19 protein-coding genes and 2 pseudogenes are annotated in these 22733 nt (G+C 59.5%); 19 read left to right on the top strand and 2 right to left on the bottom strand.

Annotated elements, in window-relative coordinates; genetic code table 11:
* The 5 genes and pseudogenes from H8A95_RS25155 to H8A95_RS25175 form a co-directional block, all read left to right on the top strand.
* Positions 1-137 (top strand): annotated as a pseudogene (locus H8A95_RS25155) (IS66 family transposase); the annotation flags it as partial.
* Positions 138-301: 164 nt separating this feature from the next.
* On the top strand, positions 302-1534 hold the full coding sequence (locus tag H8A95_RS25160) for a site-specific integrase (RefSeq protein ID WP_233287218.1): 1233 nt from the start codon (positions 302-304) through the stop codon (positions 1532-1534).
* The gene (locus H8A95_RS25165) at positions 1531-1899 is read left to right on the top strand and encodes a hypothetical protein (RefSeq protein ID WP_229166834.1); all 369 of its coding nucleotides are present in this window, start codon (positions 1531-1533) and stop codon (positions 1897-1899) included. The genes H8A95_RS25160 and H8A95_RS25165 overlap by 4 nt, the downstream gene beginning before the upstream one ends.
* Before the next feature lie 42 nt (positions 1900-1941).
* Entirely contained in the window at positions 1942-2895 is a 954-nt protein-coding gene (locus H8A95_RS25170; protein WP_229166833.1) for a tyrosine-type recombinase/integrase, read from the top strand.
* On the top strand, positions 2892-3896 hold the full coding sequence (locus H8A95_RS25175; protein ID WP_229166832.1) for a tyrosine-type recombinase/integrase: 1005 nt from the start codon (positions 2892-2894) through the stop codon (positions 3894-3896). Before H8A95_RS25170 ends, H8A95_RS25175 begins: the two co-directional genes overlap by 4 nt.
* A 792-nt stretch (positions 3897-4688) precedes the next feature.
* On the opposite strand, the gene H8A95_RS43885 is transcribed toward H8A95_RS25175, so the two are convergent.
* The gene (locus tag H8A95_RS43885) at positions 4689-5093 is read right to left on the bottom strand and encodes a hypothetical protein (protein ID WP_274617563.1); all 405 of its coding nucleotides are present in this window, start codon (positions 5091-5093) and stop codon (positions 4689-4691) included.
* Between the two features lie 962 nt (positions 5094-6055).
* Here H8A95_RS43885 and H8A95_RS25190 point away from each other — a divergent pair.
* Positions 6056-6325, top strand: a pseudogene (locus H8A95_RS25190) (transposase domain-containing protein); the annotation flags it as partial.
* Between the two features lie 680 nt (positions 6326-7005).
* Here H8A95_RS25190 and dctA read toward each other — a convergent pair.
* Complete coding sequence (dctA, locus tag H8A95_RS25195) at positions 7006-8328, bottom strand: C4-dicarboxylate transporter DctA (protein WP_229166831.1); 1323 nt, start codon at positions 8326-8328, stop codon at positions 7006-7008.
* 548 nt (positions 8329-8876) lie between these two features.
* Between dctA and H8A95_RS25200 the strand changes: the two genes are divergently transcribed.
* The 13 genes from H8A95_RS25200 to nifK all read left to right on the top strand — a co-directional run bounded on the left by H8A95_RS25200 (position 8877) and on the right by nifK (position 22691).
* Positions 8877-9035, top strand: a complete 159-nt coding sequence (locus H8A95_RS25200) for a hypothetical protein (RefSeq protein ID WP_229166830.1) — start codon at positions 8877-8879, stop codon at positions 9033-9035.
* Positions 9032-9595 carry a flavin reductase family protein gene (locus H8A95_RS25205; RefSeq protein WP_229166829.1) on the top strand — a complete coding sequence of 188 codons (564 nt, stop codon included), beginning with the start codon at positions 9032-9034 and terminating at the stop codon, positions 9593-9595. The genes H8A95_RS25200 and H8A95_RS25205 overlap by 4 nt, the downstream gene beginning before the upstream one ends.
* Before the next feature lie 472 nt (positions 9596-10067).
* On the top strand, positions 10068-10625 hold the full coding sequence (locus H8A95_RS25210; protein ID WP_229166828.1) for a hypothetical protein: 558 nt from the start codon (positions 10068-10070) through the stop codon (positions 10623-10625).
* Positions 10626-10630: 5 nt separating this feature from the next.
* Complete coding sequence (locus H8A95_RS25215; protein ID WP_229166827.1) at positions 10631-11317, top strand: molybdate ABC transporter permease subunit; 687 nt, start codon at positions 10631-10633, stop codon at positions 11315-11317.
* Positions 11318-11432: 115 nt separating this feature from the next.
* Positions 11433-11951: a hypothetical protein gene (locus tag H8A95_RS44520; protein ID WP_376711658.1), complete on the top strand. Its 519-nt coding sequence runs from the start codon at positions 11433-11435 to the stop codon at positions 11949-11951.
* Between the two features lie 28 nt (positions 11952-11979).
* Entirely contained in the window at positions 11980-13092 is a 1113-nt protein-coding gene (gene ald, locus H8A95_RS25225; protein WP_229166826.1) for an alanine dehydrogenase, read from the top strand.
* A gap of 706 nt (positions 13093-13798) precedes the next feature.
* Complete coding sequence (locus H8A95_RS25230; protein WP_229166825.1) at positions 13799-13993, top strand: 4Fe-4S binding protein; 195 nt, start codon at positions 13799-13801, stop codon at positions 13991-13993.
* A 183-nt stretch (positions 13994-14176) separates the two neighbouring features.
* Positions 14177-15673 (top strand): Fe-S cluster assembly protein SufB, encoded by a 1497-nt coding sequence (gene sufB / locus H8A95_RS25235; protein ID WP_229166824.1) that lies wholly within the window; start codon positions 14177-14179, stop codon positions 15671-15673.
* 69 nt (positions 15674-15742) lie between these two features.
* Entirely contained in the window at positions 15743-16495 is a 753-nt protein-coding gene (gene sufC / locus H8A95_RS25240) for a Fe-S cluster assembly ATPase SufC (RefSeq protein ID WP_229166823.1), read from the top strand.
* A gap of 19 nt (positions 16496-16514) precedes the next feature.
* Positions 16515-17837: a Fe-S cluster assembly protein SufD gene (gene sufD / locus H8A95_RS25245; protein WP_229166822.1), complete on the top strand. Its 1323-nt coding sequence runs from the start codon at positions 16515-16517 to the stop codon at positions 17835-17837.
* Positions 17834-19081 carry a cysteine desulfurase gene (locus H8A95_RS25250; RefSeq protein WP_229166821.1) on the top strand — a complete coding sequence of 416 codons (1248 nt, stop codon included), beginning with the start codon at positions 17834-17836 and terminating at the stop codon, positions 19079-19081. Before sufD ends, H8A95_RS25250 begins: the two co-directional genes overlap by 4 nt.
* A 460-nt stretch (positions 19082-19541) precedes the next feature.
* Positions 19542-21044: a nitrogenase molybdenum-iron protein alpha chain gene (nifD, locus tag H8A95_RS25255; protein ID WP_229166845.1), complete on the top strand. Its 1503-nt coding sequence runs from the start codon at positions 19542-19544 to the stop codon at positions 21042-21044.
* A 90-nt stretch (positions 21045-21134) separates the two neighbouring features.
* On the top strand, positions 21135-22691 hold the full coding sequence (nifK, locus tag H8A95_RS25260; RefSeq protein WP_229166820.1) for a nitrogenase molybdenum-iron protein subunit beta: 1557 nt from the start codon (positions 21135-21137) through the stop codon (positions 22689-22691).
* Positions 22692-22733 lie beyond the last annotated feature (42 nt).

The raw sequence follows: 22733 nt of genomic DNA on the forward strand, positions 1-22733 counted from the left end.
GCACGACCGGGCGGATTTGGACTTATGTGCGGGATGACCGGCCCTTCGCCGGGCCTGCGCCGCCGGCGGCGGTCTATTACGCCTCGAGCGACCGACGAGGCGAGCATCCCCAGAAGCATCTGGCCGCCTTCGGTGGTTAATGAAGAGGTGAGCATTAACCGCCTAATCGCGAGGTGGCGGTAATGTGAAGGAATGCCGGCTCGGCGCGTGAGTATCGGGGAAAATCCACAGATCCGGCACAGGCTTTGCTCCGCATTATTTTTCGGCGACCTCTGCAGTCGTTTGACCAGCAGAGGAGACGATGGTGCTGAAATCCAATGAAGAACTGCTCGCCGAGCTCGAGGCCGTACTGACCGGCCAGCGCTATCACCCGAGGGCGATCAGTAACTACTGCAGGTGCGCGCGCAGATTCCTCGATTATCTCGAACAGCGGGAAATCCAGGTCGAGAACGTGACCGAGGCGCTGGTGTCGACATACGTAAGCCATGCGAGTGGGATGTTGCGCAAACGCCATGGTCGATCAGGGCCACACCAGCACCCGATCCCGCGCGCCGGAATCCATGCGCTGCTGCGGCTTGTGCAGGGCCAGTGGCCACCCCCTCCGAAAGCAGCCTGCGCCGCCGAGGCCGAGCGATTTGCGATCTGCGACGAATATGAGGTCTGGCTTCGTGAGGCGCGAGGTCTCGCCGCCGCCAGCATCAAGGTCTTGATCTGGGAGGCACGGCACTTCTTGACTTGGCAGTTCGAGCAGAACGGTGACAACAGCCTGACGAGCCTGAGGGTCGACGACATCGACCGCTATATGGATATGCGCACGCCGAAGCTGACCCGCAAATCGTTGAGCGCCGTCGCGAACCGCTTGCGCTCGTTATTGCGGCATCTGCACCGAGTCGGGCGTACCGCGATCGACCTATCGCCACATGTCATCGGTCCGCGGATCTACGCCTATGAGGGGGTGCCCTCGATTCTGGAGCGAGATCAGGTTGCCGCCGTCCTGCAGGCTGTGGGAAAGGACAGGACACCGAGGGGGTTGAGGGACCATGCGATCCTGCAACTGCTGGCGACCTATGGGCTGAGGTCGAGCGAAATCTGCAACCTGCGGCTTGATGACATCAACTGGCGGGCGGAATCGATCCGCATCCGGCACACCAAGACCAAGGCCTGTTCCTTCCTGCCCCTGATGGAGCCGGTCGGCGAAGCAGTGCTTGCTTATTTACGTGCGGGGCGGCCGGTGATCGACGTCCGGGAAATCTTCATCCGCGCGCGTGCACCCTATCGCAAGCTCAGGATGTTGGACAAGATGGAACGGCGCCGACTGCGCCAGGCCGGTATCAAGCTGCCGGGCAAGAGCGGTGCCCATGTCTTCCGACATGCACGCGCGGTCGAGATGTTGCGCGCATCGGTCCCGCAGAAGGTCATCGGTGATCTGCTCGGGCACCGGTCGGCGGAGTCCACGGTGCCCCATCTCAAGCTTGCCACCGAGGACCTCAGGACCATCGCACTCGACGTGCCGGAAGCGGAGGCGCTGTCATGACAACATGGCCCGATCCCGAACGGCAGTTGATCGCGCGCTATCTGGCAGGCCTTGGCCTGCGCCACGCCGACAGCTGCACCTCTTACAGGCACGTGCTGAACAGCTTCCAGGACGTCGCTGAATGCCATGCCGAGCTCGGCAAGGATGTTATGGTGGCCTGGCTGCAGACATTGTCCGACCATTGGATGGCGACGACGCTGTTGAACCGCACCCGCATCATCGATCGGTTCCTCGATCACCTTCTGAACATCGGAGCGATCGAGCGCAATCCCGTCACCGCCTTGTGCGGGGCATGCAATATCAAGCGATGTCGGCCGGTCTGGCGCGCACTGGCGTCGCATGACCTCGAACAGGCCCTTGCCTAACTCCGCCAGCCCAAGCCGTTCGGCAGCATGCTGGGCGGGATCATGGCCGAGCACGTCGCGCTGATGCGCAACAGAGGATACAAATACACCTCGCAGACCGCATGGTTCTTGCGGTTCGATCGGTTCCTGCAGTTGAATCCTGCGTTGCAGGATGAACCGATCGAGGTGATGCTGGAGCATTGGAAGAAGGCAAAAACGACACTCAATCACGCTGCGGAATGTGAGAGGCTGAAGCGGATCCTTGCGAGAGTCCTGCGCCACAAGAATCCGTCGCTCCCGCCGCGCCGCCCGGACCCGCGACCGCAGAAGGAATTAGCGAGGCAGTGGCGCAAGCCTTACATCTATACGCCGACCGACATACGGCAGATGCTCGATATTGCCCGTTCCTATCCTTCGGAACGGGCCCCACTGCGTGCGCCGAGCGTCCATACCATGCTTCTGCTGGCCTATTGCGCGGGGCTTCGGCGTGGCGAACTTGCCCGTCTCGATCTTGGTGACGTCGACTTCCACGGCGGCACGGTCACGATCCGACAGACCAAGTTCTACAAGACGAGGATACTGCCGTTGCCCGACAGCGTGATCGCCACGCTTCGGGCTGATCTCGATGCGCGGCGGCAGGCCGGCGCTCCGCAGGATCCACACTCCGCCCTGTTTTGGCACGAGGGGCGCAACGCCCGCTACACAAAGCAGGTCATCGCCTTGTTGCTCGTCGACGTGATCCGCCGAGCCGGGCTGAAGCCGCCAGAAGGGCGAACGGGTCCCCGTCTTCATGACCTGCGCCACTCGATGGTCGTTCACCGTATCCTCGAATGGTACCGCTCGGGCATCAATCCGCAAGACCGGCTGCCGTTCCTCGCGACATATCTTGGTCATAAGGATATCAACTCCATTCTAGTCTACATCACCGTTACACAGGATCTGCTTCATCACGCCAACGAGCGGTTCCGGGCGGTGGGCGCATCATGCCTCGATCTGGTGCAGGAGGTGCGGCCATGAGCAAGGCAAACGCGTTCCCGGATCTGATGCGTGCGTTCTTCTACGAATGGCTCGTCGAGCAACGCAACGCATCGATCCACACGGTCCGATCCTATCGGGACTCCTGGCGGCTGCTCCTGCGGTTCGTCGCACAGCGCGCGAAAAAGAAGGTGGCGGTGATCACGTTGGCCGATCTGACCCCCGGCGAGGTGACGGCCTTCCTCGGTCACGCCGAGCACGATCGCGGTGGCACGATCGGCACGCGCAACTGCAGGCTTGCCGCGATCCGCAGCTTCTTCAACTTCGTCGCGACCAAAGACCCCGCATCGATCGCTCAGTGCGTGGAAATCCTTCATATCCCGGTCAAGCGGGCGCCGGTGTCGGAACCCTGTTATCTGGACCCGGCGGAGGTGGCAGCGATCCTTGCCCGGCCAGACCGCTCCACGCTCGAAGGCATGCGCGATCATGCGCTGCTCTCGTTCCTTTACAACAGCGGGGCACGGATACAGGAGGCTCTCGATCTGTGTCCCAAGGCGATCCGGTTCGAGAGCCCAAGTTGCGTTCGCCTTACCGGCAAGGGCCGCAAGGAACGCATCTGTCCACTTTGGCCGGAAACCGTGCTGTTGCTGAAAAAGCTGCTGGAGCGACAGCCGCGTGCATCGGACCAGCGGTTGTTCGTCAACCGCTATGGCGAGCCGCTCAGCTCATCCGGCGTTCGGTTCAAGCTTGCGGCCTATGTGAAGGCGGCGGCTGAAACCACGCCAACGTTGCGGACTAGGTATGTGACGCCGCACAGCTTCCGACACGCCACCGCCGTACACCTCGTCTCGGCGGGCGTCGACGTTACCGTCATCCGCAGCTGGCTTGGTCATGTGAGCCTCGACACCACCAATCACTACGCCAGGGCCAATCTGGAAACGAAGCGAAAGGCACTGGAACAGGTCAGCGCTCCGGAATCGGCTCGACATCCCCCCTCATGGAAGCGGGATACGAGCCTGCTCGCCTGGCTCGACACGCTCTGAAATAATGCGAAGGAACGTCAATCAGAACAGCATCAATCCCGGATCTGGCGACGTTCCTTCACATTACCGCCACCTCGCGATTAGCCGGCATTCTGCAGGTGGATTTGTGGACGCCACAGTAAATGCAAGCAAAATATAACTTCGGAACGGGCATGTGGTCGGGTGCTGACGTGTGTCCGGCCTCGTGATGCGACCTCGACACGTCGCGGGCCCTTATAGAATGCGTGGATTGGATCCAATTCGGCTACGCGTGCTCACCGGCACTCATCCACCTGTTGATTCTTCCAATCCCAGTCCTGACCGATTGCCCATAATCCTCGTTAGACCTTACCACATTCCCGACGTCTCCCGGCGTCTGGTCTTGCCGTTACGCAGCGCCAGACGCTGGAGCTTGGTAAGCGCCACCGCGGACCATCAAGGCCCAGGCGATACGCGCCATTTTGTTCGCTAGAGCGATCGCAATCAGCTTTGGAGGCTTCTTCGAGAGCATTCTCGCCAGCCAGGATCCTGCTGGCGATCCGTAGCGTCTTGCCCATCGCACGACGGCGGTCGCGCCAAGCACAAGGGGGCGTCGGAGATCTCGCCGGCCCATCCTGGAGATTTTGCCGAGCCTATCGGATCACCTGTTCCCAATAGCTAACGGCCGGCGACGCCGCTGCACTCTGGGCGGTATCTCGCTCGAAACCAGCGGTCTCTTCTGGCTGCGGTTGGCAAGAGGTAGTTTAGCTCCTGAAGCTTTCGCGAAGAGCAGCACTAGATACCTGGAGGACCATCTTCCGTAAGATCCTCTCGTCACATGAAATCGTCCTCGTAGTCGTATGTGGATGAGCTTTCTGCGTTCTCGTTATCACTACCTTCACTGTCGTCAGCTTTTGAAAGGTACCGCGCAGTGGTGCCTTTCCGCTGCCATTCACCATCACTGTTCCTTATCCAGTTGGCTGACTTCTCTGGGTCGAGAACCATGTTGTCCGCATCAACCTCGACGAAGCCCATCTTTGCCGCACGGGCTCTTGCTTCTGGATTAGCCGGACGCAAATTGAGCAGCGGCCTTTCGCCGTCAACTCGAAGCTGGTGCTCAAGCAGGATATCGCCAGCGTTCTCGACTAGCGGATGAACGACTCGAAGATCCACAGTAGAAGTGGTCCCAGTTCGCCCGGGAAATAGCTCCTGCCATCTTTCGACGTCGAACTCTTTCATGCTGTCGCCGCCCTCCATTCTTAGAAGCCCGACACTCTTGTTCCCCAGTTGGTAGCTAAAGTATCGTGCGTTATCGGAATCTCGCGTTGTTCCATAGTCCTTAGCAACTTCTGCAGTTCGCCTTGCCTTAGCGGACACGAACTCCGAGTACTCTTGGGGGTTATCGGCGATGTACTTGATTTCGTCGCCATGATAGGCCTACGCGGCCGTTCGGAATGAATGACGATCTTCGAACTCTATCACAGGAGGGCTTGAAACGAGCGAATACGGCCTTGTTGCCGAAGATGAGCTGCCGCTCGAGCTCGGTTCGGCTAAGCGCATATTGGTGAACGCGTCCGCGAAGCGATTTGCATCCGTTTGCTCGTCAGCTTCGGCGAAGCGCTGGGATTGGTAGTAGGACGAGCCATTGATGCGATTATACATGGCAATTGGTGCTCCCGTCGGGCATACATTTCTGCATTTGGTCAAGGCCCATGATAGGCGGCCTGGCTTACGAAAACCTGACGTGGATCCTGCCAAGAGCTGATAACAGGGTGGGCAACCAAGAGCTGACGTGGATCTCCTGATTGTCCCGAAGTCCCGCTTGTTATCGACGGTTGCGCTCGAAGTCAGGGCTACAATGATGATGACCCAAGCAAGATTGAATCCGCTCGTCCACCCGGATCGGTCCATGATTGACCTGTTGACGCCGGGATCGTTCTCCTTCGGATCCACGTACATTTGTGAGTATTAACGTTCAGCGCGCATCCGATAGGCCGCCATTTAGCGATGCCGAGCTACAGGTTCTTGAGCGTCTTGGTCAGCATGTTGAAAAATCACTTCGGCTCAGCATTCGCTTGCTGGACGCAGCACTGGAGAATGTCGCGCTGGGTGAGACTCTGGCCCGCGTTGGCATAGGAGTGTTGACACTCGATTCGCTCAAGCGTGTGGTGTTCGTAAATCCGGCCGCCGAACGAGCCTTTAACAATTGTGCTGAGCGCGCATTGAGAGGCATCGCCTTGGGAAGGCGCAACTGGACCGTCGCCGGCAGCCAGCGTGGCGCCGACCGTGCCGCCATCATGCTGACGATGATCACGACCTGTCGCCTCAACGACGTCGATCCCAAGGCCTGGCTCGCCGACGTCCTCGCCCGTATCGCCGATCTTCCCGCGTCGCGTCTGCACGAACTGCTGCCCTGGGAATGGAAGCTCCTGCGCCAAGCCGACAAACCCGCCGACCAGCAGGCTGCCTGACCTTCACGCAACGCCATCATAGAGCTCGCCGTGCCCCGCGCGCATGCGTCAATCAGGCGGTCTTCGTCGTACTTCGTCGTATGAGTACGCTACATCTATTCCACGAAGACGCTGACGCTGAACAATGAGGCACGCGTCGCCAAATTCGTAACGGGCGGCGGTAAACTGTGGAGCGCCGTGACGTTAGTTCGGTGAGATCCAATTCAGCCTGGTGAAGGTGCCAAGCTCGTCCACGGTGATCTACCCGCTCCGGCCTGATCCCGCAACGCGCACCGGAACAAACGGATGGCTGAGTTGGAGATCGCCGCTGGAAGAGGCCAGTTCAGTGGCCACGCACCAAGCTATTTTGTGGGCTAGACCCAGTACCTTGGCCCGTCGGGCCGGCAGGTTCTGTGTCGGAATCGTATTGTGCTGCGCCCGGCATTTGGATGGCTAGGAGCTTTCAATCCAAGGCGCGCCAAAAAAATAATTGTCGAAAAACGACTTCGTCTTCCACGTTTGCGTGGATATTCTCAGACGCCGTTGGGGCGCGACACGGAGACAGCGGTGCGATCCGCAGATCCCACGAAAAAAGCTCCGGCTCGCAGTTCGAGCGGCTGTGCCGATCTGAACTACGAAAAATCGCCGAGTTGGCTACGCTCAGTTGAGCGCGCCTTGAAATCACGGATAAGATGCGGAGCCTACCTCCTTGAGTTTCGTGTATCGATACCGGTGGAAACGGTGGGTTGCTTAAGCCGGGCATGCAGCGTCGCGTCGTCGAGCTCGCCTTCCCACCAGGACACGAACACCGCGGCGATACCATTGCCGGTGATGTTGGTAAGAGCTCGCACCTCGCTCATAAACTTGTCGATCGAGAATACGATTGCCATGCCCGGCACTAGCGCTGGGTTGACCACCGACAATGTCGCGGCGAGTGTGATGAAGCCTGCGCCGGTGACGCCGCTTGCTCCCTTCGAGGTCAGCATTGCCACGAGCAAGATCGTGAGCTGCTGGCCAAAGGTGAGATCGACCCCGAGTGCCTGCGCAATAAACAATGTTGCAAGCGTCATATAAATGTTGGTGCCGTCGAGGTTGAAGGAGTAGCCGGTTGGCACCACGAGGCCGACCACGGGCTTTGAGCAGCCCAGCCGCTCGAGCTTCTCCATCAATTGCGGCAGCGCGCTTTCCGAGGACGAGGTGCCGAGCACGATCAGGAGCTCGTCCTTGATATAGATAATGAATTTGAATATTGAAAAGCCGACGATCCGCGAGATCAGGCCGAGCACGACGGCCACAAATATCGCGGCCGTCGCATAGAATAGTACGATCAGCCCAATCAGATTACCGAGCGCCGCCGGCCCGAACTTGCCGATCGCGAAGGCCATCGCGCCGAACGCACCGATCGGGGCCGCTTTCATTACGATGGCGATCACGCCGAACACCGCGTGCGCGAAGTCGTCAATCATGCCGCGCAGCCGTTCTCCACGCTCCCCCAGCGCCATCAGCGAAAAGCCAAACAGGATCGCGAACAGGAGCACTTGCAAAATATCGCCGCGAGCGAGGGCGCCGACCACAGTATCGGGAATTATATTGAGAAAAAAGTCGACGGTCTTCGAGGCTTCCGCCTGTTTGACGTAATTGGCGACCGCCGCAGCGTCCGGGTTGACCGCAAGACCACGGCCGATTTGGACCAGATTGCCCATGACAAGGCCCAGCACCAGGGCAAAGCTCGATACGATCTCGAAATAGACCAGCGCTTTGACGCCGACGCGCCCGACTTTCTTTGCATCCTGAATATGCGCGATGCCGGATGCGACGGTGCAGAAGATGATCGGCGCGATCACCATCTTGATCAGCTTGATGAAGCCGTCACCGAGCGCTTTGACCCAGTCGTTGGTTGCGACCGATGGCCACAGCCAGCCGACGATGGCGCCAATCATGATCGCGATCAACACCTGAATGTAGAGAATTTTATACCAAGTCTGCGACGTGCGCGCGGGCGCCGCAGTTGCCATGGTGGTCATGACGCTTCCTTCCCGAATACACTCGCATGCGAGCCGCTGCGTCGTTGAGAGGCGACGGCATCATAGGAGGTAGTCATTTTAGCCGTGTCCGATTGAAGACGGTTCCGAGAGCCGGCGCGTCATTCCAAAGGCGGCGTTCAGTTACATTATCTTTTTCGTCAAGCAAGATCTGCACCAGAGGCCCAACCTGCAGACGATCGAGTGGGCATCGGACTGACGAGGTCAGATTGAATCGTCGAACGGCATTTGTGAGGTCGATCTCGAAGGCGTCGGGCCGCATTTTGCCGAATCAAGTCTCGGCATAGAAGTCCTAGAGCGATCAGCACGTTCGACTGCTGAGCTTGATGCAACAGTACGTTACATTGGTAAAATTGATTGTTTGGATCGTAGGCATCCAGGCGATGGAAGCGCGTGTCATCTAGCGGGCTGGTCGATGTGAGGCGTATCCGCATCGGCGCTCGCTGAGCCGATAGGCGTCTCGGCGTCACGATGCCTATCCGGTCGACAGCCAGATCAATATCGCCGTCACTATCGATGGGCGTCCGGAGATGCGGTCCTGTTCCTTGGTCGGCGAAGCCGATCGAACCGGCTATCGTATCGCCGTGCGGCGCGCGGAGGACTCCCGCGGCGGCTCGCAGTACATGTGGTCGCTCGCGCCGGGCGCGCGGGCTGACGGTTACGTCAGCCGCCTCGCTGCTGCCGATTGACTGGGCGCGCCGGCATTACTGCCCTATCGCGCGGCATCGGTAGTACGCCACTGATCGGGGCAGAGCAGGCGCTGGCGTGCCGCGATGCCGACTTCACTCTGCGCTGTGCCGTGTCTTCCCGTGAGCAAGCCGTCTATTTGGACGTTCTCGCCCCCTTGCTGAACGAGCGACTTATTGTCCATGCAGGCAGCGAAGGGCGCAGGCTCGATTTCGATGGCTTGTTCGCCTCGCTGCCGCCTGACGTCCTGACCTTCTTGTGCGGTCCGATCCGGATGATGCCGCGCGCCGGGCCTGGACCGGCGCAGGACGCGCACTATCCGACCTACGCTACGAGACTTTCGGCTCCAGCGGCTCGCGGCCGACCGAAGGTTTCCGGGGGTGCCTTGCAGATGGCGCCCTGGAGATCGAGATTCGGCGAGCGCTCGTTGCTGGACGTGCTCAATGAGGCCGGATACGAGGTGATTTCGGATTGCCGGCGCGGCGAGTGCGGCGCCTGCGCGATCGATCTCGTCAAAATCGACGGTGAGCTTGACCACCACGACGGTTTCTTCAGCGAGTAGCAAAAGCACGCGAACGAAAAGATCTTTGCATGTGTCTCTCGCGCCCGCGGCGCTATCACCGTCGGTATACTCCACCGCCCGGACGCGCTATAGCTTCGCTGCGACTCCTGCGGGTTCCTTGCCCGGCAACTAGCGCATGTCCCAAGGTCCTTTGAGGGACACTAAACAAACCAACTAATACTTCGAAGCAGCATCCACGTGAGGATTTGCATCGAGGCCTTGCAGAACGCGCATCTCTCGCCGGCCGATCTGCCATTTCATTCTGCCGTCGTTGTCTGCTTGAGAACAAAGATGCCGGAAACCTGACAGCGCGTTAGGTCCACCCCAAAGTGAGGTGGCATCCATGCGCGTTTTTCTCACGTTAGGCGCAGAGCGCTCCACATTTCGGAAACGGCACGGGGATTGCTGGATGGCAAGCGAGGAGCGTTCCGCCGTTAGATCGGTCGAAGCGACCCTGTCATAGGAGTTTCCGATGATGCTTGCGATGCCGCTGTTGCTCGCAGAAACGACGCGAATCAATCTGCCGGCCGCCACGAAATTCCGCATGCCGGACGATAAGCGTGTCGCGTTGTCGAAGCCAGCGGGGCGGCCCGAGACCGTATTGAGCGTTAACGCGAGCACCGAGCTCGACAGCCAAGGCCCGCAAGCTGCAACATTTCAGACGTTCCGCTCGAGCGACAGCATTCGACCTACTGGGCTGCTTGAGAATGCCCCCGCGGCTCCGGAAAACCACCTCACGGCTGCGGCGAATTCGCCTTCATGCGCCGTGAATGGCGCGGGGACCCGCAAGCCGTCATCGATCACGATGCTGTCGATCTGCAGGCGTGTCGTGGCTCGAAGAGGGACAGCTGAAGCAAACACAACGGATGCGGTCGCCATCCCGCAAGGGGCGCAGCCGAAGCTAAGCAAGACGCCCCGTTCTTGGAGCTTGGATCCGATCAAAAGGCGATGCGCGCCAAATTCCTCAGCGAGCCGGGCGTGCATACGCTCACTGCGCCGGTACGGCGACGTGCTCTCGCCGGTGGGCTGACGCACATGGATGCCCTTTCGCCAGAGATCTGGCAATCCGTTGCGCTCACGATCGAACTCGCCAGCGTGACGACAATGGTTCTGCTGGTTATTGGCGCGCCGCTCGCGTGGTGGCTAGCACGCTCAAAGACGGTTCTGAGCGAGGCGGTAGCGACAATGATCGCGCTGCCGCTTGTGCTGCCGCCGACGGCGCTCGGTTTCTGCGTACTCGTCCTGCTCGGCCCGAACGGACCAGGCGGCCTTCTCGCCTCTTTCTGGGGCGAGCACACGCTCGCCTTTACCTTTGCGGGAATCGTAATCGGATCGGTCCTCTCGGCGCTACCGCTGGTAGTGCAGCCGATCCGTACCGCCTTTGTTGCGATGAGCGAAGGCCCGCAGGAAGTTGTGGCCAGTCAGTGCGCTTTTCCGTTGTATGCCTTCATTACCATCGGCCTGCCGCTGGCACGGCTGGAGTTCCTCAAGGCTGGAGTGGTTGGCTTTGCTCATACGATCGGCACATTCGGTGTCGTCATGATGATCGGCGGCAATATTCCTGGGCGCACCAAGGTGGTCTCAGCCTACGTCATTGACTACGTCCAAGCATCGCGCTGGCGCGAGGCAAGTTGGGTTGCAGGCGGTATGGTGATGTTCGCCTTTGCGGTCATGTTCACCTTAACCCTCATCGACAAACGATGTGCCAGGAGAAGCACATGAGGGGGAGGCGTACCAGGCTGGATCGAAGCACCTTCGGCGTGCTGGCCAGACATGTCCGATCATAACCGAGCAGCAGTATTGCGGGCCAGATCCGTCCAATCTTGGCAAGGACACAATGAACAAGCTTGTTGCGGCCGCGGCGGCTGCTGGTATCAGCTTCAATTCAGCACAGTCCGCGCCTTTGCCCGAGGCGAGGGCCGATGATGTCGGGGTTTCCACGCAGCGCTTTTCCAAACTGGACGAATTCTTCGCTCGCGAGATCTCTCCGCCGACAAAGCAAGGATCAGGGACCTTGTGCTGGTGTCCGGCAGCCTCGGCGACCATGGGGTGGCGATCATGTCAACGCGCCAAAGCGCCGATCTTCAAGTTGAGATCGCCTCTGATTCCGCATCGCTGCCTGGCGGCGGACGAATTGTCGATGGGTTGTCGGGCGAACAATTGCCTCGGATCTGTTGAAGGTGCGGCGCCCATTTGCGGCGAGCATGCGGGAACGATGATTAAGCTCAGCGAAGATGGGTCATTCAACCCGCTTCGCATCTGTTTGTTTGAAATCCTGCGTAGCAGGCCAAAGATCGCTGAATTCCTGTACCATTTAGTCGCCTGCATCGCAATATCGCTGTGCTCTTGCGATTAAAAAGGCGCTCCAGGCAGGGAGTTTTCAAATGAAGGTCGGGGTCCCCAAGGAAATCAAGGCGCACGAATATCGCGTGGGCCTTACCCCTGGAGCCGTCCGCGAATACGTGGCAGCGGGCCACCGCCTGATGATCGAGACCGATGCCGGTGCGGGGATAGGTGCAACCGATGACGATTATCGCGCCGCCGGCGCGGCGATTCTGGATTCCGCAGGCGAGGTATTCGCATCGAGCGAGATGATCGTAAAGGTTAAGGAGCCTCAGCCGTCGGAATGGAGCCAGCTGCGGGAAGGCCAGATCCTCTTCACTTACCTGCATCTGGCGCCAGACCCGGAACAGGCCAAGGGGCTTCTAAAATCTGGGTGCACCGCGATCGCATATGAGACCGTAACTGATGCCCATGGTGGTCTTCCACTGTTGGCGCCGATGAGCGAGGTCGCGGGCAGGCTTGGGATCGAAGCGGCGGGTAGTGCGCTGAAGCGGAGTGCAGGCGGACGAGGGCTGTTGATTGGTGGAGTGCCCGGTGTTCAGCCGGCTCGGATCGTGGTGATCGGGGGCGGCGTCGTCGGCACGCACGCGGCGCGCATGGCGGTCGGTTTGGGCGCAGAGGTCACCATCATCGACCGTTCGATACCCCGGCTCCGCGAGTTGGACGAGCTATTCGAAGGGCGCGTTCGTACCAGGTTCTCCACCATCGAATCCGTAGAGGAGGAAGTATTTGCGGCCGACGTGGTGATTGGTGCGGTGCTCGTTCCAGGAGCGAGCGCGCCGAAGCTGGTCCGCCGGGGCATGCTGAGCTCAATGCGCAACAGAGCAGTCATCGTGGACGTTGCTATCGATCAGGGCGGCTGCTTTGAGACATCGCACCCAACCACTCACGCTGATCCAACTTACGAAGTGGATGGCATCATTCATTACTGCGTGGCCAATATGCCCGGCGCTGTGCCGCTGACCTCGAGCCAGGCACTGAACAATGCCACGCTGCCGTTTGGTTTGGCTCTGGCCAACAAGGGTTTTTCCGCCGTGCTCGAGAATCCGCACCTGCGCGCGGGCCTCAATGTCCATCGAGGCCGGCTGACTTACAAGGCGGTCGCCGAGAGCCTCGGATTTCCTTTCTCTCCGATCGAACAGGCTGCGGCCTGATCCCAGAGGCCCACACGGGCGTTTCCTCCCTGACTTGGGCCACCCTTCGGGGTGGCTTTTTTTCGGCTCTATCAATCTGCTGAGCGCCGCTGGCATTTCTTCGCAGCGCGGCGCGGGGGATCCCAGACCATCGCGCTTGGCTTTCAGTCGTCCCCTACAGGGCATCTGAATGCAGGTTTGCCGGTAATCAGCGGGGATCGAACATTGCCTGCAGCGGCTCGCCCAGAGGGCCCGCGATCATCGAAGCGATTTTTATCTGCGCGACCGCCCCGACGTTTTCAGGCTGTGCTGTGGAATGCGAACCCGACCAGTGACGTCTGCAGCGGCTCTTTCATCATAGCGCTATAGCTGAATCCGCCGCCTTTCGGTGAGTAGAACCGATATGATCGGCCCCGCCAACCTGACGCAGCAGCGGAGCACTCGGCAAGAGGCTAGGCCCGATCGTAGCCGCGCCACCGCGGCCATGGGAAGGACCGTGCCCTGGGGCTGGCGAACGCGGTCGGCTGACTGCCGCCGGGATCGACCCTGCGCTCAAACTACGGCGTCGAGATCAAGCTGCCGTGAGGTCGATTGTGGCATTTGCGACAACCGTTGAGGCGGCGTCATGCGCTTTGGAAAATAGCCGAGACAAATCAAGCCTAAGCTCTTTGGCATAAGATTTGAAAGCAAGAAGCGGTCCCTCACTTCTGCTTATGGAATCGCAGCGATGGCCTACAAGATAATTGCGTCCCAGTGCACCGTCTGCGGCGCGTGTGAGTTCGAATGTCCCAACGCCGCGATCAGCCTGAAGAACGACATATATGTGATCAATCCGACCCAGTGCACCCAATGTGAGGGGCGTTTTGACGCGCCGCAATGCGCCGTCGTTTGCCCAGTGCCCGACACCTGCGTGCCGGCATAAGGAGTAGCCGATGAGTGGGGCTTCGGCACAAAACATGGTGAAGACTCTAGCGACGGCAGCGTCTGCCTGCATCGGTCACCTGATTCTCTCGCTCGCTGGTCCCGTGATTTGCGCGATCAGCTCGGAGGGGGCGCGGGACAATCATCGTCGGCCGGAGTTGTCCGTGCGCGAGCGGAGTGGGCAATGGTAGCTGTGCCAGAGACGGTCGAGCGCGTCCGGCGCATCGACGTCGACCAGTATCGATATGGGTTTGAGACGCTGATCGAATCCGACAAGGCCCCGAAGGGGCTGTCGGAAGACACCGTCCGCTTCATCTCCGCAAAGAAGAATGAGCCGGCCTGGATGCTGGAGTGGCGTCTGGAGGCGTATCGCCGCTGGTTGACCATGACCGAGCCGACCTGGGCGCGCGTCAACTATCCGAAGATTGACTATCAGGACATCTACTATTACGCGGCGCCGAAGCCGAAGAAGACGCTGTCCTCGATCGACGAGATCGATCCGGAAATCCTCAAGACCTACGAGAAGCTCGGCATTCCCCTGCGCGAGGTTGCGATCCTCGAGGGCGTCGAGCCGCCGCCCGGCGGCGAGCCGTCGGCCAACCGGAAGATCGCGGTCGACGCCGTGTTCGATTCGGTGTCGGTCGCGACCACCTTCCAGAAGGAGCTGAAGGCGGCCGGCGTGATCTTCATGCCGATCTCGGAGGCGATCCGCGAGCATCCCGAGCTGGTGCAGAAATATCTCGGCACCGTGGTGCCGACCTCGGACAACTACTTCGCGACGCTCAACTCGGCGGTGTTCTCCGACGGCTCGTTCGTCTACGTGCCGCCGGGCGTGCGCTGCCCGATGGAGCTGTCGACCTATTTCCGCATCAACGAGCGCAACACCGGCCAGTTCGAGCGCACGCTGATCATCGCCGACAAGGGCTCCTACGTTTCCTATCTCGAAGGCTGCACCGCGCCGCAGCGCGATGAGAACCAGCTGCATGCGGCCGTGGTCGAGCTGGTCACGCTCGACGACGCCGAGATCAAGTATTCGACGGTGCAGAACTGGTACCCCGGCAATTCCGAGGGCAAGGGCGGCATCTACAATTTCGTCACCAAGCGTGGCGACTGCCGTGGTCGCAATTCGAAGATCTCCTGGACCCAGGTCGAGACCGGTTCGGCGATCACCTGGAAATATCCGAGCTGCATCCTGCGCGGCGACAATTCGAGCGGCGAGTTCTACTCGATCGCGATCTCGAACGGTTTCCAGCAGGTCGACTCTGGCACAAAGATGATCCACCTCGGCAAGAACACGTCGAGCCGGATCATCTCCAAGGGCATCGCCGCCGGCAAGTCGCAGAACACCTATCGCGGCCTCGTCAGCGCGCACCGCAAAGCCACCGGCGCGCGCAACTACACCGCCTGCGACTCGCTGCTGATCGGCGACAAATGCGGCGCGCACACCGTGCCCTATGTCGAGGCCAAGAATTTCTCGGCGACGTTCGAGCATGAGGCGACGACGTCGAAGATTTCCGAGGACGTGCTGTTCTACTGCATCCAGCGCGGGCTCTCGCAGGAAGAAGCCGTCGGCCTCGTCGTCAACGGCTTCGCGAAAGACGTTCTGCAAAAACTGCCAATGGAATTCGCGGTGGAAGCGCAGAAGTTGATCTCGATCTCGCTCGAGGGATCCGTCGGATAACGAAGCGTTCCGCGAGCGCTCACGATTGCGGCTCGCGTTCCGGTTGACGCATTTCAGGATCAGATCACAATGGCGCTACTTGAAGTCCGAGATTTGCATGTTGGTATCGAGGACTGCGAAATTCTTCGCGGCCTCGATCTTACGGTCAATGCGGGTGAGGTGCATGCGATCATGGGGCCGAACGGCTCCGGAAAGTCAACACTCAGCCGCGTTATCTCCGGCAAACCCGGCTATCAAGTGAGCGCTGGCCAAATCCTATTCAAGGATGAAGACCTGCTCGCGATGGAAGCAGACGAGCGCGCCGCCAAGGGCGTATTTCTTGCCTTCCAATATCCGGTGGAAATTCCCGGCGTAACCACCATGAACTTCCTGCGTGCGGCGCTGAACGCCCAGCGCAAGGCGCGCGCACAAATGGAATTCTCCACGCCCGATTTTATGAAACGAGTCCGCGAGGTCGCTAAGTCGCTCAACATCCCGCAAGGCATGCTCAAGCGCGGCCTCAATGTCGGATATTCCGGCGGCGAGAAGAAGCGCAACGAGATTTTGCAGATGGCGCTGTTCGAACCGAGCCTGTGCATCCTGGACGAGATCGATTCCGGCCTCGATATCGACGCGCTGCGGATTGTCGCGGGCGGTATCAACGCTTTGCGTTCGCCGGAACGAGCGATGATCGTGATCACCCACTATCGGCGGCTTCTCGACCACATCGTACCGGACGTTGTGCACGTGATGTCGAAAGGGCAGGTAAGAAAGAGCGGCGGCAAAGAACTCGCGCTGGAGCTTGAGGCTCGTGGCTACGCCCAATTCGAGGACGCGGCGTGACGGCTCAAGGGATTTCCAGATGAAGCAAATTGCAGCCAAAGCCGCCGCCGGGCGCGCAATAGACAATGTCTTCGCCGCGGCGCATGGACGGCTGCCTGGCTCCGGGCCCGTCGCTCATATCCGTGCGAGGGCATTTGAGGCCTACGAGCGAGCCGGCCTCCCGCATCGGCGCATCGAGGCTTGGAGATACACCGATCTGCGCGCGCTGATTGGCGCGGTCCTGCCACTCGCTCCGCAACCCGATGCGGTTGCGCTGGTGCGCGCAGCGGCGTCAGTTAAGCAAGCGGCAGTCGATCAAGCGGTCAAACTCGTCTTGGTAGATGGCATATTCGCCCCCGAGCTATCCGATGTCGGCAGGCTGGAAAATGGGGTCGATGTGCGGTCGCTCCGAGAGGTCCTGGAAAATTCAACCGATAGCGCGATAGCCAGTCTGGTGCTGTCGACGACGACTGATGCGATGATCTCGCTCAATGCGGCAATGGCAACCGATGGCTTGGTGATTACGATCGCTGAGGGCAAGGCGCTAAAGCGTCCGATACAGATCGTTCACGTCGCAACCGGATCGTTGGCGTCCAACTTCACGCGTTCCTATCTGCAGCTCGGTCACGGCGCGTATGCGGCCGTGCTGGAAAGCTTCGTCTCGACCGAAGGCGCGAGCGGCTATCAGATCAACGATGCGACAATCGCCCTGGTTGGTGACGAGGCGAGCCTTTCGCATATCCGACTGGCAGCCGACGCCGCTGACGCGGTGAACATCTCGTCGGGAATCATCGCGGTCGGCGCCAGGGCGAAGCTTGATCTCTTCAGCATGACCTGCGGCGGCTCGGTCAGTCGCTATCAAGGATTCGTCACGCTTGCCGGCGAGGGATCAAAGCTGTCGGCGAACGGGGTCAATCTCATCAGGCACAAGCAGCACGTCGATACGACAATCGTCGTCGACCACGCCGTGCCACATTGCACCAGCGGGGAGAAGTTCCGTGCGGTTATCGATGATTGCGGCTGTTCGGTGTTCCAAGGCCGGATTGTCGTGCGTCCTGGCGCGCAGAAGACGGACGCCACGCTGACGACGCGAGCGCTGCTTCTATCCGACGAGGCCGAGGCCGACAACAAGCCCGAACTTGAAATCTTGGCCGACGACGTGACTTGCGGCCACGGATCGACATCAGGTGCGCTGGACGGTACTCTCGTATTTTATCTGCGCGCTCGCGGTCTATCGGAGAAGGACGCGCAGGCTTTGCTGATCAGAGCATTCCTGGGCGAGGCGATCGAGGAAATCGCTACCGAGAATCTGCGGGATTTTGTGACCGCGCAAGCTGAACACTGGCTGCAGGCGCGGCGATGAGCGTGCATCCCGCGATGAGCAATGGCCGGTACGAGGTTAACCGTCTGCGTACGGACTTTCCTGCGCTGGGCATGACGATCTACGGCAAGCCGCTGGTCTATCTCGACAACGCCGCCTCGGCGCAGAAGCCGAAGGCGGTACTTGACCGCATGATGCAGGTGTACTCAAGCGAATACGCCAACGTGCATCGCGGTTTGCACTACCTCGCTAACGCGGCGACCGAGGCGTATGAAGGCGCCCGTACCAAGTTGGCGCGATTTTTGAATGCCCATCTAGACGAAGAGATCATCTTCACCCGCAGCGCCACCGAGGCAATCAATCTGGTCGCCCAGACCTTCGGCCGAGATCGCGTCACCCCAGGGGATGAGATCGTCCTCTCGATGATGGAACACCATTCCAACATCGTGCCATGGCATTTTCTCAGGGAACGGCACGGTGCAGTGATCAAATGGGCGCCAGTAGATGATGACGGCAACTTCCTGCTGGATGCATTTGAGCAGATCCTGACCCGACGCACCAAAATGGTTGCGATCACACAGATGTCGAACGTGCTCGGGACCGTCGTGCCGGTCAAGGACGTGGTGAGAACCGCGCACGCTCGTGGTGTCCCGGTGCTGATCGATGGTTCGCAAGGGTGCGTCCATCTGAGCGCCGACGTCTGCGACATCGATTGCGATTTCTATGTGATGACGGGCCACAAGCTCTATGGCCCGACGGGCATCGGCGTGCTTTACGGCAAATCTCAGCATCTGGCGTTGATGCCACCCTTCAATGGAGGCGGCGAGATGATCCGTGAGGTCTCACGTGCCGGCGTCATCTATGGTGATCCGCCGCACCGGTTCGAGGCGGGGACGCCACCGATCGTTGAGGCGGTCGGTCTCGGGGCGGCTGTGGATTACATCAATTCAATAGGCAAGGAGCAGATCCGCGAGCACGAGTGCGCGTTGCTTGCCTACGCTCAGCAGCAGCTGGGGGACGTCAACTCCGTGCGCATGATCGGGACACCGGCCGAGAAGGGGCCAATCATTTCATTTGATATGAAGGGTGCGCATGCGCATGATATTGCCACCGTTGTCGACCGCGCAGGTGTAGCGGTGCGGGCGGGGGCCCATTGCGCGATGCCGCTGCTCAAGCGCTTCGGTGTTCTGGCGACATGCCGTGCGTCCTTCGGACTCTACAACACATACGAAGAGATTGATACGCTCGTGGGCGCGCTTATCAAGGCGAGGCAGCTCTTCTCGTGAACCGGCGAGCTTTCCAGTCTCGGTAACCAGGCAGCTTAGGATCAATGACGTCATGAGCAAGGCCATCATCGTTCTCGATGAAGGTAAGCTTCTGTCGTCTCTGCAAACATAGATGGCATTGGCAGCCGGACCCGCCAGCTAGCTTGTTTTCCATGTTAGCGGCGTCCCGGCGCGCGTGATCGCAAGGTACTGCAATCGGCGGCAACTTCGCGCCTTCGAGACTTGCGCGGCGCTGCTCCGCGCATAGCCGGCACTTGTTCCATTTCGAACAGGACTAACGAAGAAGTCTCCGGGCAAAGCGCGATGTCGCGTTCGCAACAACAACCAGTCTCATCGGACGAGGCGCGCTAACTGCTTTTATTCACTCTGGTTTTTGCGCGCGCGACGGACTGGCATGCTCGTTGCAAAAGTCTTGGTCAGCAAGCCGCTCTCCAACAGCTAACCCTTGAAGGACATCCGCATGAGTCTCGCCACGACCCAGAGCATTGCAGAAATCAGGGCTCGCAACAAAGAGCTGATCGAGGAGGTGCTGAAAGTCTATCCGGAGAAGACCGCGAAACGGCGTGCCAAGCACCTCAACGTTCACCAAGTCGGCAAGTCGGACTGCGGGGTCAAGTCCAACATCAAATCAATACCTGGTGTGATGACAATCAGAGGCTGCGCCTATGCAGGATCCAAGGGGGTGGTCTGGGGACCGATCAAGGACATGGTCCATCTCAGCCATGGCCCGGTTGGCTGTGGCCAGTATTCGTGGGGCTCGCGTCGTAACTATTACGTTGGCACGACGGGCATCGACAGTTTCGTGACCCTGCAGTTCACCTCCGACTTCCAGGAAAAAGACATCGTATTTGGTGGCGACAAGAAACTGATCAAAATCCTTGACGAAATCCAAGAGCTGTTCCCGCTCAACAACGGCATCACCATCCAATCGGAATGCCCGATCGGACTGATCGGGGACGACATCGAGGCCGTGTCAAGAGCGAAATCCAAGGAATACGGCGGCAAGACCATCGTGCCTGTCCGCTGTGAGGGCTTTCGCGGCGTGTCGCAGTCGCTTGGCCACCACATTGCCAACGACGCGGTGCGCGATTGGATTTTCGACAAGCTCGAGCCCGACGGCAAACCAAAGTTCGAGCCGACGCCCTACGATGTTGCGATCATCGGAGACTACAATATCGGTGGCGATGCCTGGTCATCGCGAATTCTGCTGGAGGAAATGGGCCTGAGGGTGATTGCGCAGTGGTCCGGCGACGGTTCACTCGCTGAGCTCGAAGCGACGCCGAAGGCAAAGCTCAATATTCTGCATTGCTACCGTTCCATGAACTACATCTCCCGCCACATGGAAGAGAAGTTCGGTATCCCCTGGTGCGAGTATAACTTCTTCGGACCGTCAAAGATCGCAGAATCGCTGCGCAAGATTGCGGGCTATTTCGACGACAAGATCAAGGAAGGCGCCGAGCGGGTGATCGAAAAGTACCAGCCGCTGGTGAACGCCGTGATCGCAAAATATCGCCAACGCCTGGAGGGCAGGACGGTGATGCTGTACGTCGGCGGGCTTCGTCCGCGTCATGTGATTGGCGCGTACGAGGATCTCGGCATGGAAGTCGTGGGCACCGGATACGAGTTCGGCCATAACGACGACTATCAACGCACCGCCCAGCATTACGTCAAGGACAGCACCCTCATCTACGACGACGTCAACGGCTATGAGTTCGAGCGCTTCGTCGAAAAGGTGCAGCCCGATCTGGTCGGATCGGGCATCAAGGAGAAATACGTTTTCCAAAAGATGGGTGTGCCGTTCCGGCAGATGCATTCCTGGGATTATTCGGGCCCGTATCACGGCTATGACGGCTTTGCGATCTTCGCGCGGGACATGGACATGGCTGTCAACTCGCCGATCTGGAAGAAGATGAAGGCGCCCTGGAAGGAAGCTGCGAAGCCGAAGCTGTTGGCTGCAGAATAACACGCACTTGGTTCCACAATAGAGCAACTCAATCCCACTCTCTGCGGAGAGCCGGAGCGACATCAATTTCGATAGTGAAGGATCTTAACAATGGCGCAGAGTGCAGAACATGTGCTCGATCATCTCGAACTGTTCCGCGGTCCAGAATACCAACAAATGCTGGCCGACAAGAAGATGTTCGAGAATCCCCGCGATCCTGCCGAGGTCGAACGTATCAAGGAATGGACGAAAACGGCTGAATATCGCGAGAAGAATTTCGCGCGGGAGGCGCTCGCGGTAAATCCGGCCAAGGCCTGCCAGCCGCTTGGCGCCGTATTCGTCTCGGTTGGTTTTGAGGGCACGCTGCCCTTCGTCCACGGCTCGCAAGGCTGCGTGGCCTATTACCGCAGCCATCTGTCGCGGCACTTCAAGGAGCCGAGCTCCTGCGTGTCTTCGTCGATGACGGAAGACGCCGCTGTATTTGGCGGGCTGAACAACATGATCGACGGCCTCGCCAACAGCTACAACATGTACAAACCCAAGATGATCGCGGTCTCGACGACCTGCATGGCCGAGGTAATCGGCGATGACCTCAACGCCTTCATCAAGACGTCGAAGGAGAAGGGTTCGGTTCCGGCAGAGTTCGACGTGCCGTTCGCACACACGCCGGCGTTCGTCGGCAGTCACGTCACCGGCTATGACAATGCGCTCAAGGGCATTCTGGAGCATTTTTGGGACGGCAAGGCCGGAACAGCGCCGAAGCTGGAGCGCAAGCCAAACGAGGCAATGAACATCATCGGCGGTTTCGATGGCTATACCGTTGGCAACCTTCGCGAGATCAAGCGCATCTTGGCATTGATGGGCATCAAACACACGCTTCTTGCCGACAACTCTGAAGTCTTCGATACCCCAACCGATGGCGAGTTCCGGATGTACGACGGCGGTACCACGCTGGAAGACGCGGCTAACGCGGTTCACGCCAAGGCGACAATCTCCATGCAGCAATGGTGTACGGAAAAAACGCTGTCGTTCGTATCCGCGCATGGCCAGGATGTTGTGTCTTTCAATTACCCGGTCGGCGTATCCGCGACGGATGATGTTCTCGTGGCATTATCACGCATCAGCGGCAAGGAGATTCCGGAGGAGCTCGCGCGAGAGCGGGGCCGCTTGGTTGATGCCATCGCGGACTCCAGCGCGCATATCCATGGCAAGAAGTTCGCGATCTACGGCGATCCGGATCCCTGCTATGGGTTGGCTGCCTTTCTGCTCGAACTCGGTGCCGAACCAACTCATGTGCTGTCCACCAACGGCAACAAGGCGTGGCAGGAAAAAATGCAGGCGCTGTTTGCAAGCTCGCCATTTGGACAGGTTTGCCAAGCCTATCCGGGGCGAGACCTCTGGCACATGCGTTCGCTCTTGTTCACCGATCCGGTCGATTTTCTGATTGGCAACACCCACGGCAAGTACCTGGAGCGCGATACGGGAACGCCATTGATCCGCATCGGTTTTCCAATTTTCGATCGGCATCACCATCACCGCTCCCCTGTATGGGGCTATCAGGGCGGCCTGAATGTGCTGGTGAAGATCCTCGACAAGATCTTCGACGAAATTGACAAGAAAACAAATGTTCTCGGCAAAACCGACTACAGCTTCGACATCATTCGTTGATGGCGGACAATGCGGTGCGCCATCGCCGAGGACATCGACGAT

Source organism: Bradyrhizobium oropedii (assembly GCF_020889685.1).
GTDB classification, from domain to species: Bacteria; Pseudomonadota; Alphaproteobacteria; order Rhizobiales; family Xanthobacteraceae; genus Bradyrhizobium; species Bradyrhizobium oropedii.

Bases quoted from the DNA above. Each gene is read 5' to 3' on its own strand.
- sufB (WP_229166824.1), top strand. From the start codon at position 14,177: ATGGTAGCTGTGCCAGAGACGGTCGAGCGCGTCCGGCGCATCGACGTC.
- sufD (WP_229166822.1), top strand. From the start codon at position 16,515: ATGAAGCAAATTGCAGCCAAAGCCGCCGCCGGGCGCGCAATAGACAAT.
- H8A95_RS25250 (WP_229166821.1), top strand. From the start codon at position 17,834: ATGAGCGTGCATCCCGCGATGAGCAATGGCCGGTACGAGGTTAACCGT.
- H8A95_RS25170 (WP_229166833.1), top strand. From the start codon at position 1,942: ATGGCCGAGCACGTCGCGCTGATGCGCAACAGAGGATACAAATACACC.
- H8A95_RS25215 (WP_229166827.1), top strand. From the start codon at position 10,631: ATGGATGCCCTTTCGCCAGAGATCTGGCAATCCGTTGCGCTCACGATC.
- H8A95_RS25200 (WP_229166830.1), top strand. From the start codon at position 8,877: ATGCGGTCCTGTTCCTTGGTCGGCGAAGCCGATCGAACCGGCTATCGT.
- H8A95_RS25175 (WP_229166832.1), top strand. From the start codon at position 2,892: ATGAGCAAGGCAAACGCGTTCCCGGATCTGATGCGTGCGTTCTTCTAC.
- H8A95_RS25165 (WP_229166834.1), top strand. From the start codon at position 1,531: ATGACAACATGGCCCGATCCCGAACGGCAGTTGATCGCGCGCTATCTG.
- H8A95_RS25230 (WP_229166825.1), top strand. From the start codon at position 13,799: ATGGCCTACAAGATAATTGCGTCCCAGTGCACCGTCTGCGGCGCGTGT.
- ald (WP_229166826.1), top strand. From the start codon at position 11,980: ATGAAGGTCGGGGTCCCCAAGGAAATCAAGGCGCACGAATATCGCGTG.
- H8A95_RS44520 (WP_376711658.1), top strand. From the start codon at position 11,433: ATGAACAAGCTTGTTGCGGCCGCGGCGGCTGCTGGTATCAGCTTCAAT.
- H8A95_RS25210 (WP_229166828.1), top strand. From the start codon at position 10,068: ATGATGCTTGCGATGCCGCTGTTGCTCGCAGAAACGACGCGAATCAAT.
- nifD (WP_229166845.1), top strand. From the start codon at position 19,542: ATGAGTCTCGCCACGACCCAGAGCATTGCAGAAATCAGGGCTCGCAAC.
- H8A95_RS43885 (WP_274617563.1), bottom strand. From the start codon at position 5,093: ATGAAAGAGTTCGACGTCGAAAGATGGCAGGAGCTATTTCCCGGGCGA.
- dctA (WP_229166831.1), bottom strand. From the start codon at position 8,328: ATGACCACCATGGCAACTGCGGCGCCCGCGCGCACGTCGCAGACTTGG.
- H8A95_RS25160 (WP_233287218.1), top strand. From the start codon at position 302: ATGGTGCTGAAATCCAATGAAGAACTGCTCGCCGAGCTCGAGGCCGTA.
- sufC (WP_229166823.1), top strand. From the start codon at position 15,743: ATGGCGCTACTTGAAGTCCGAGATTTGCATGTTGGTATCGAGGACTGC.
- nifK (WP_229166820.1), top strand. From the start codon at position 21,135: ATGGCGCAGAGTGCAGAACATGTGCTCGATCATCTCGAACTGTTCCGC.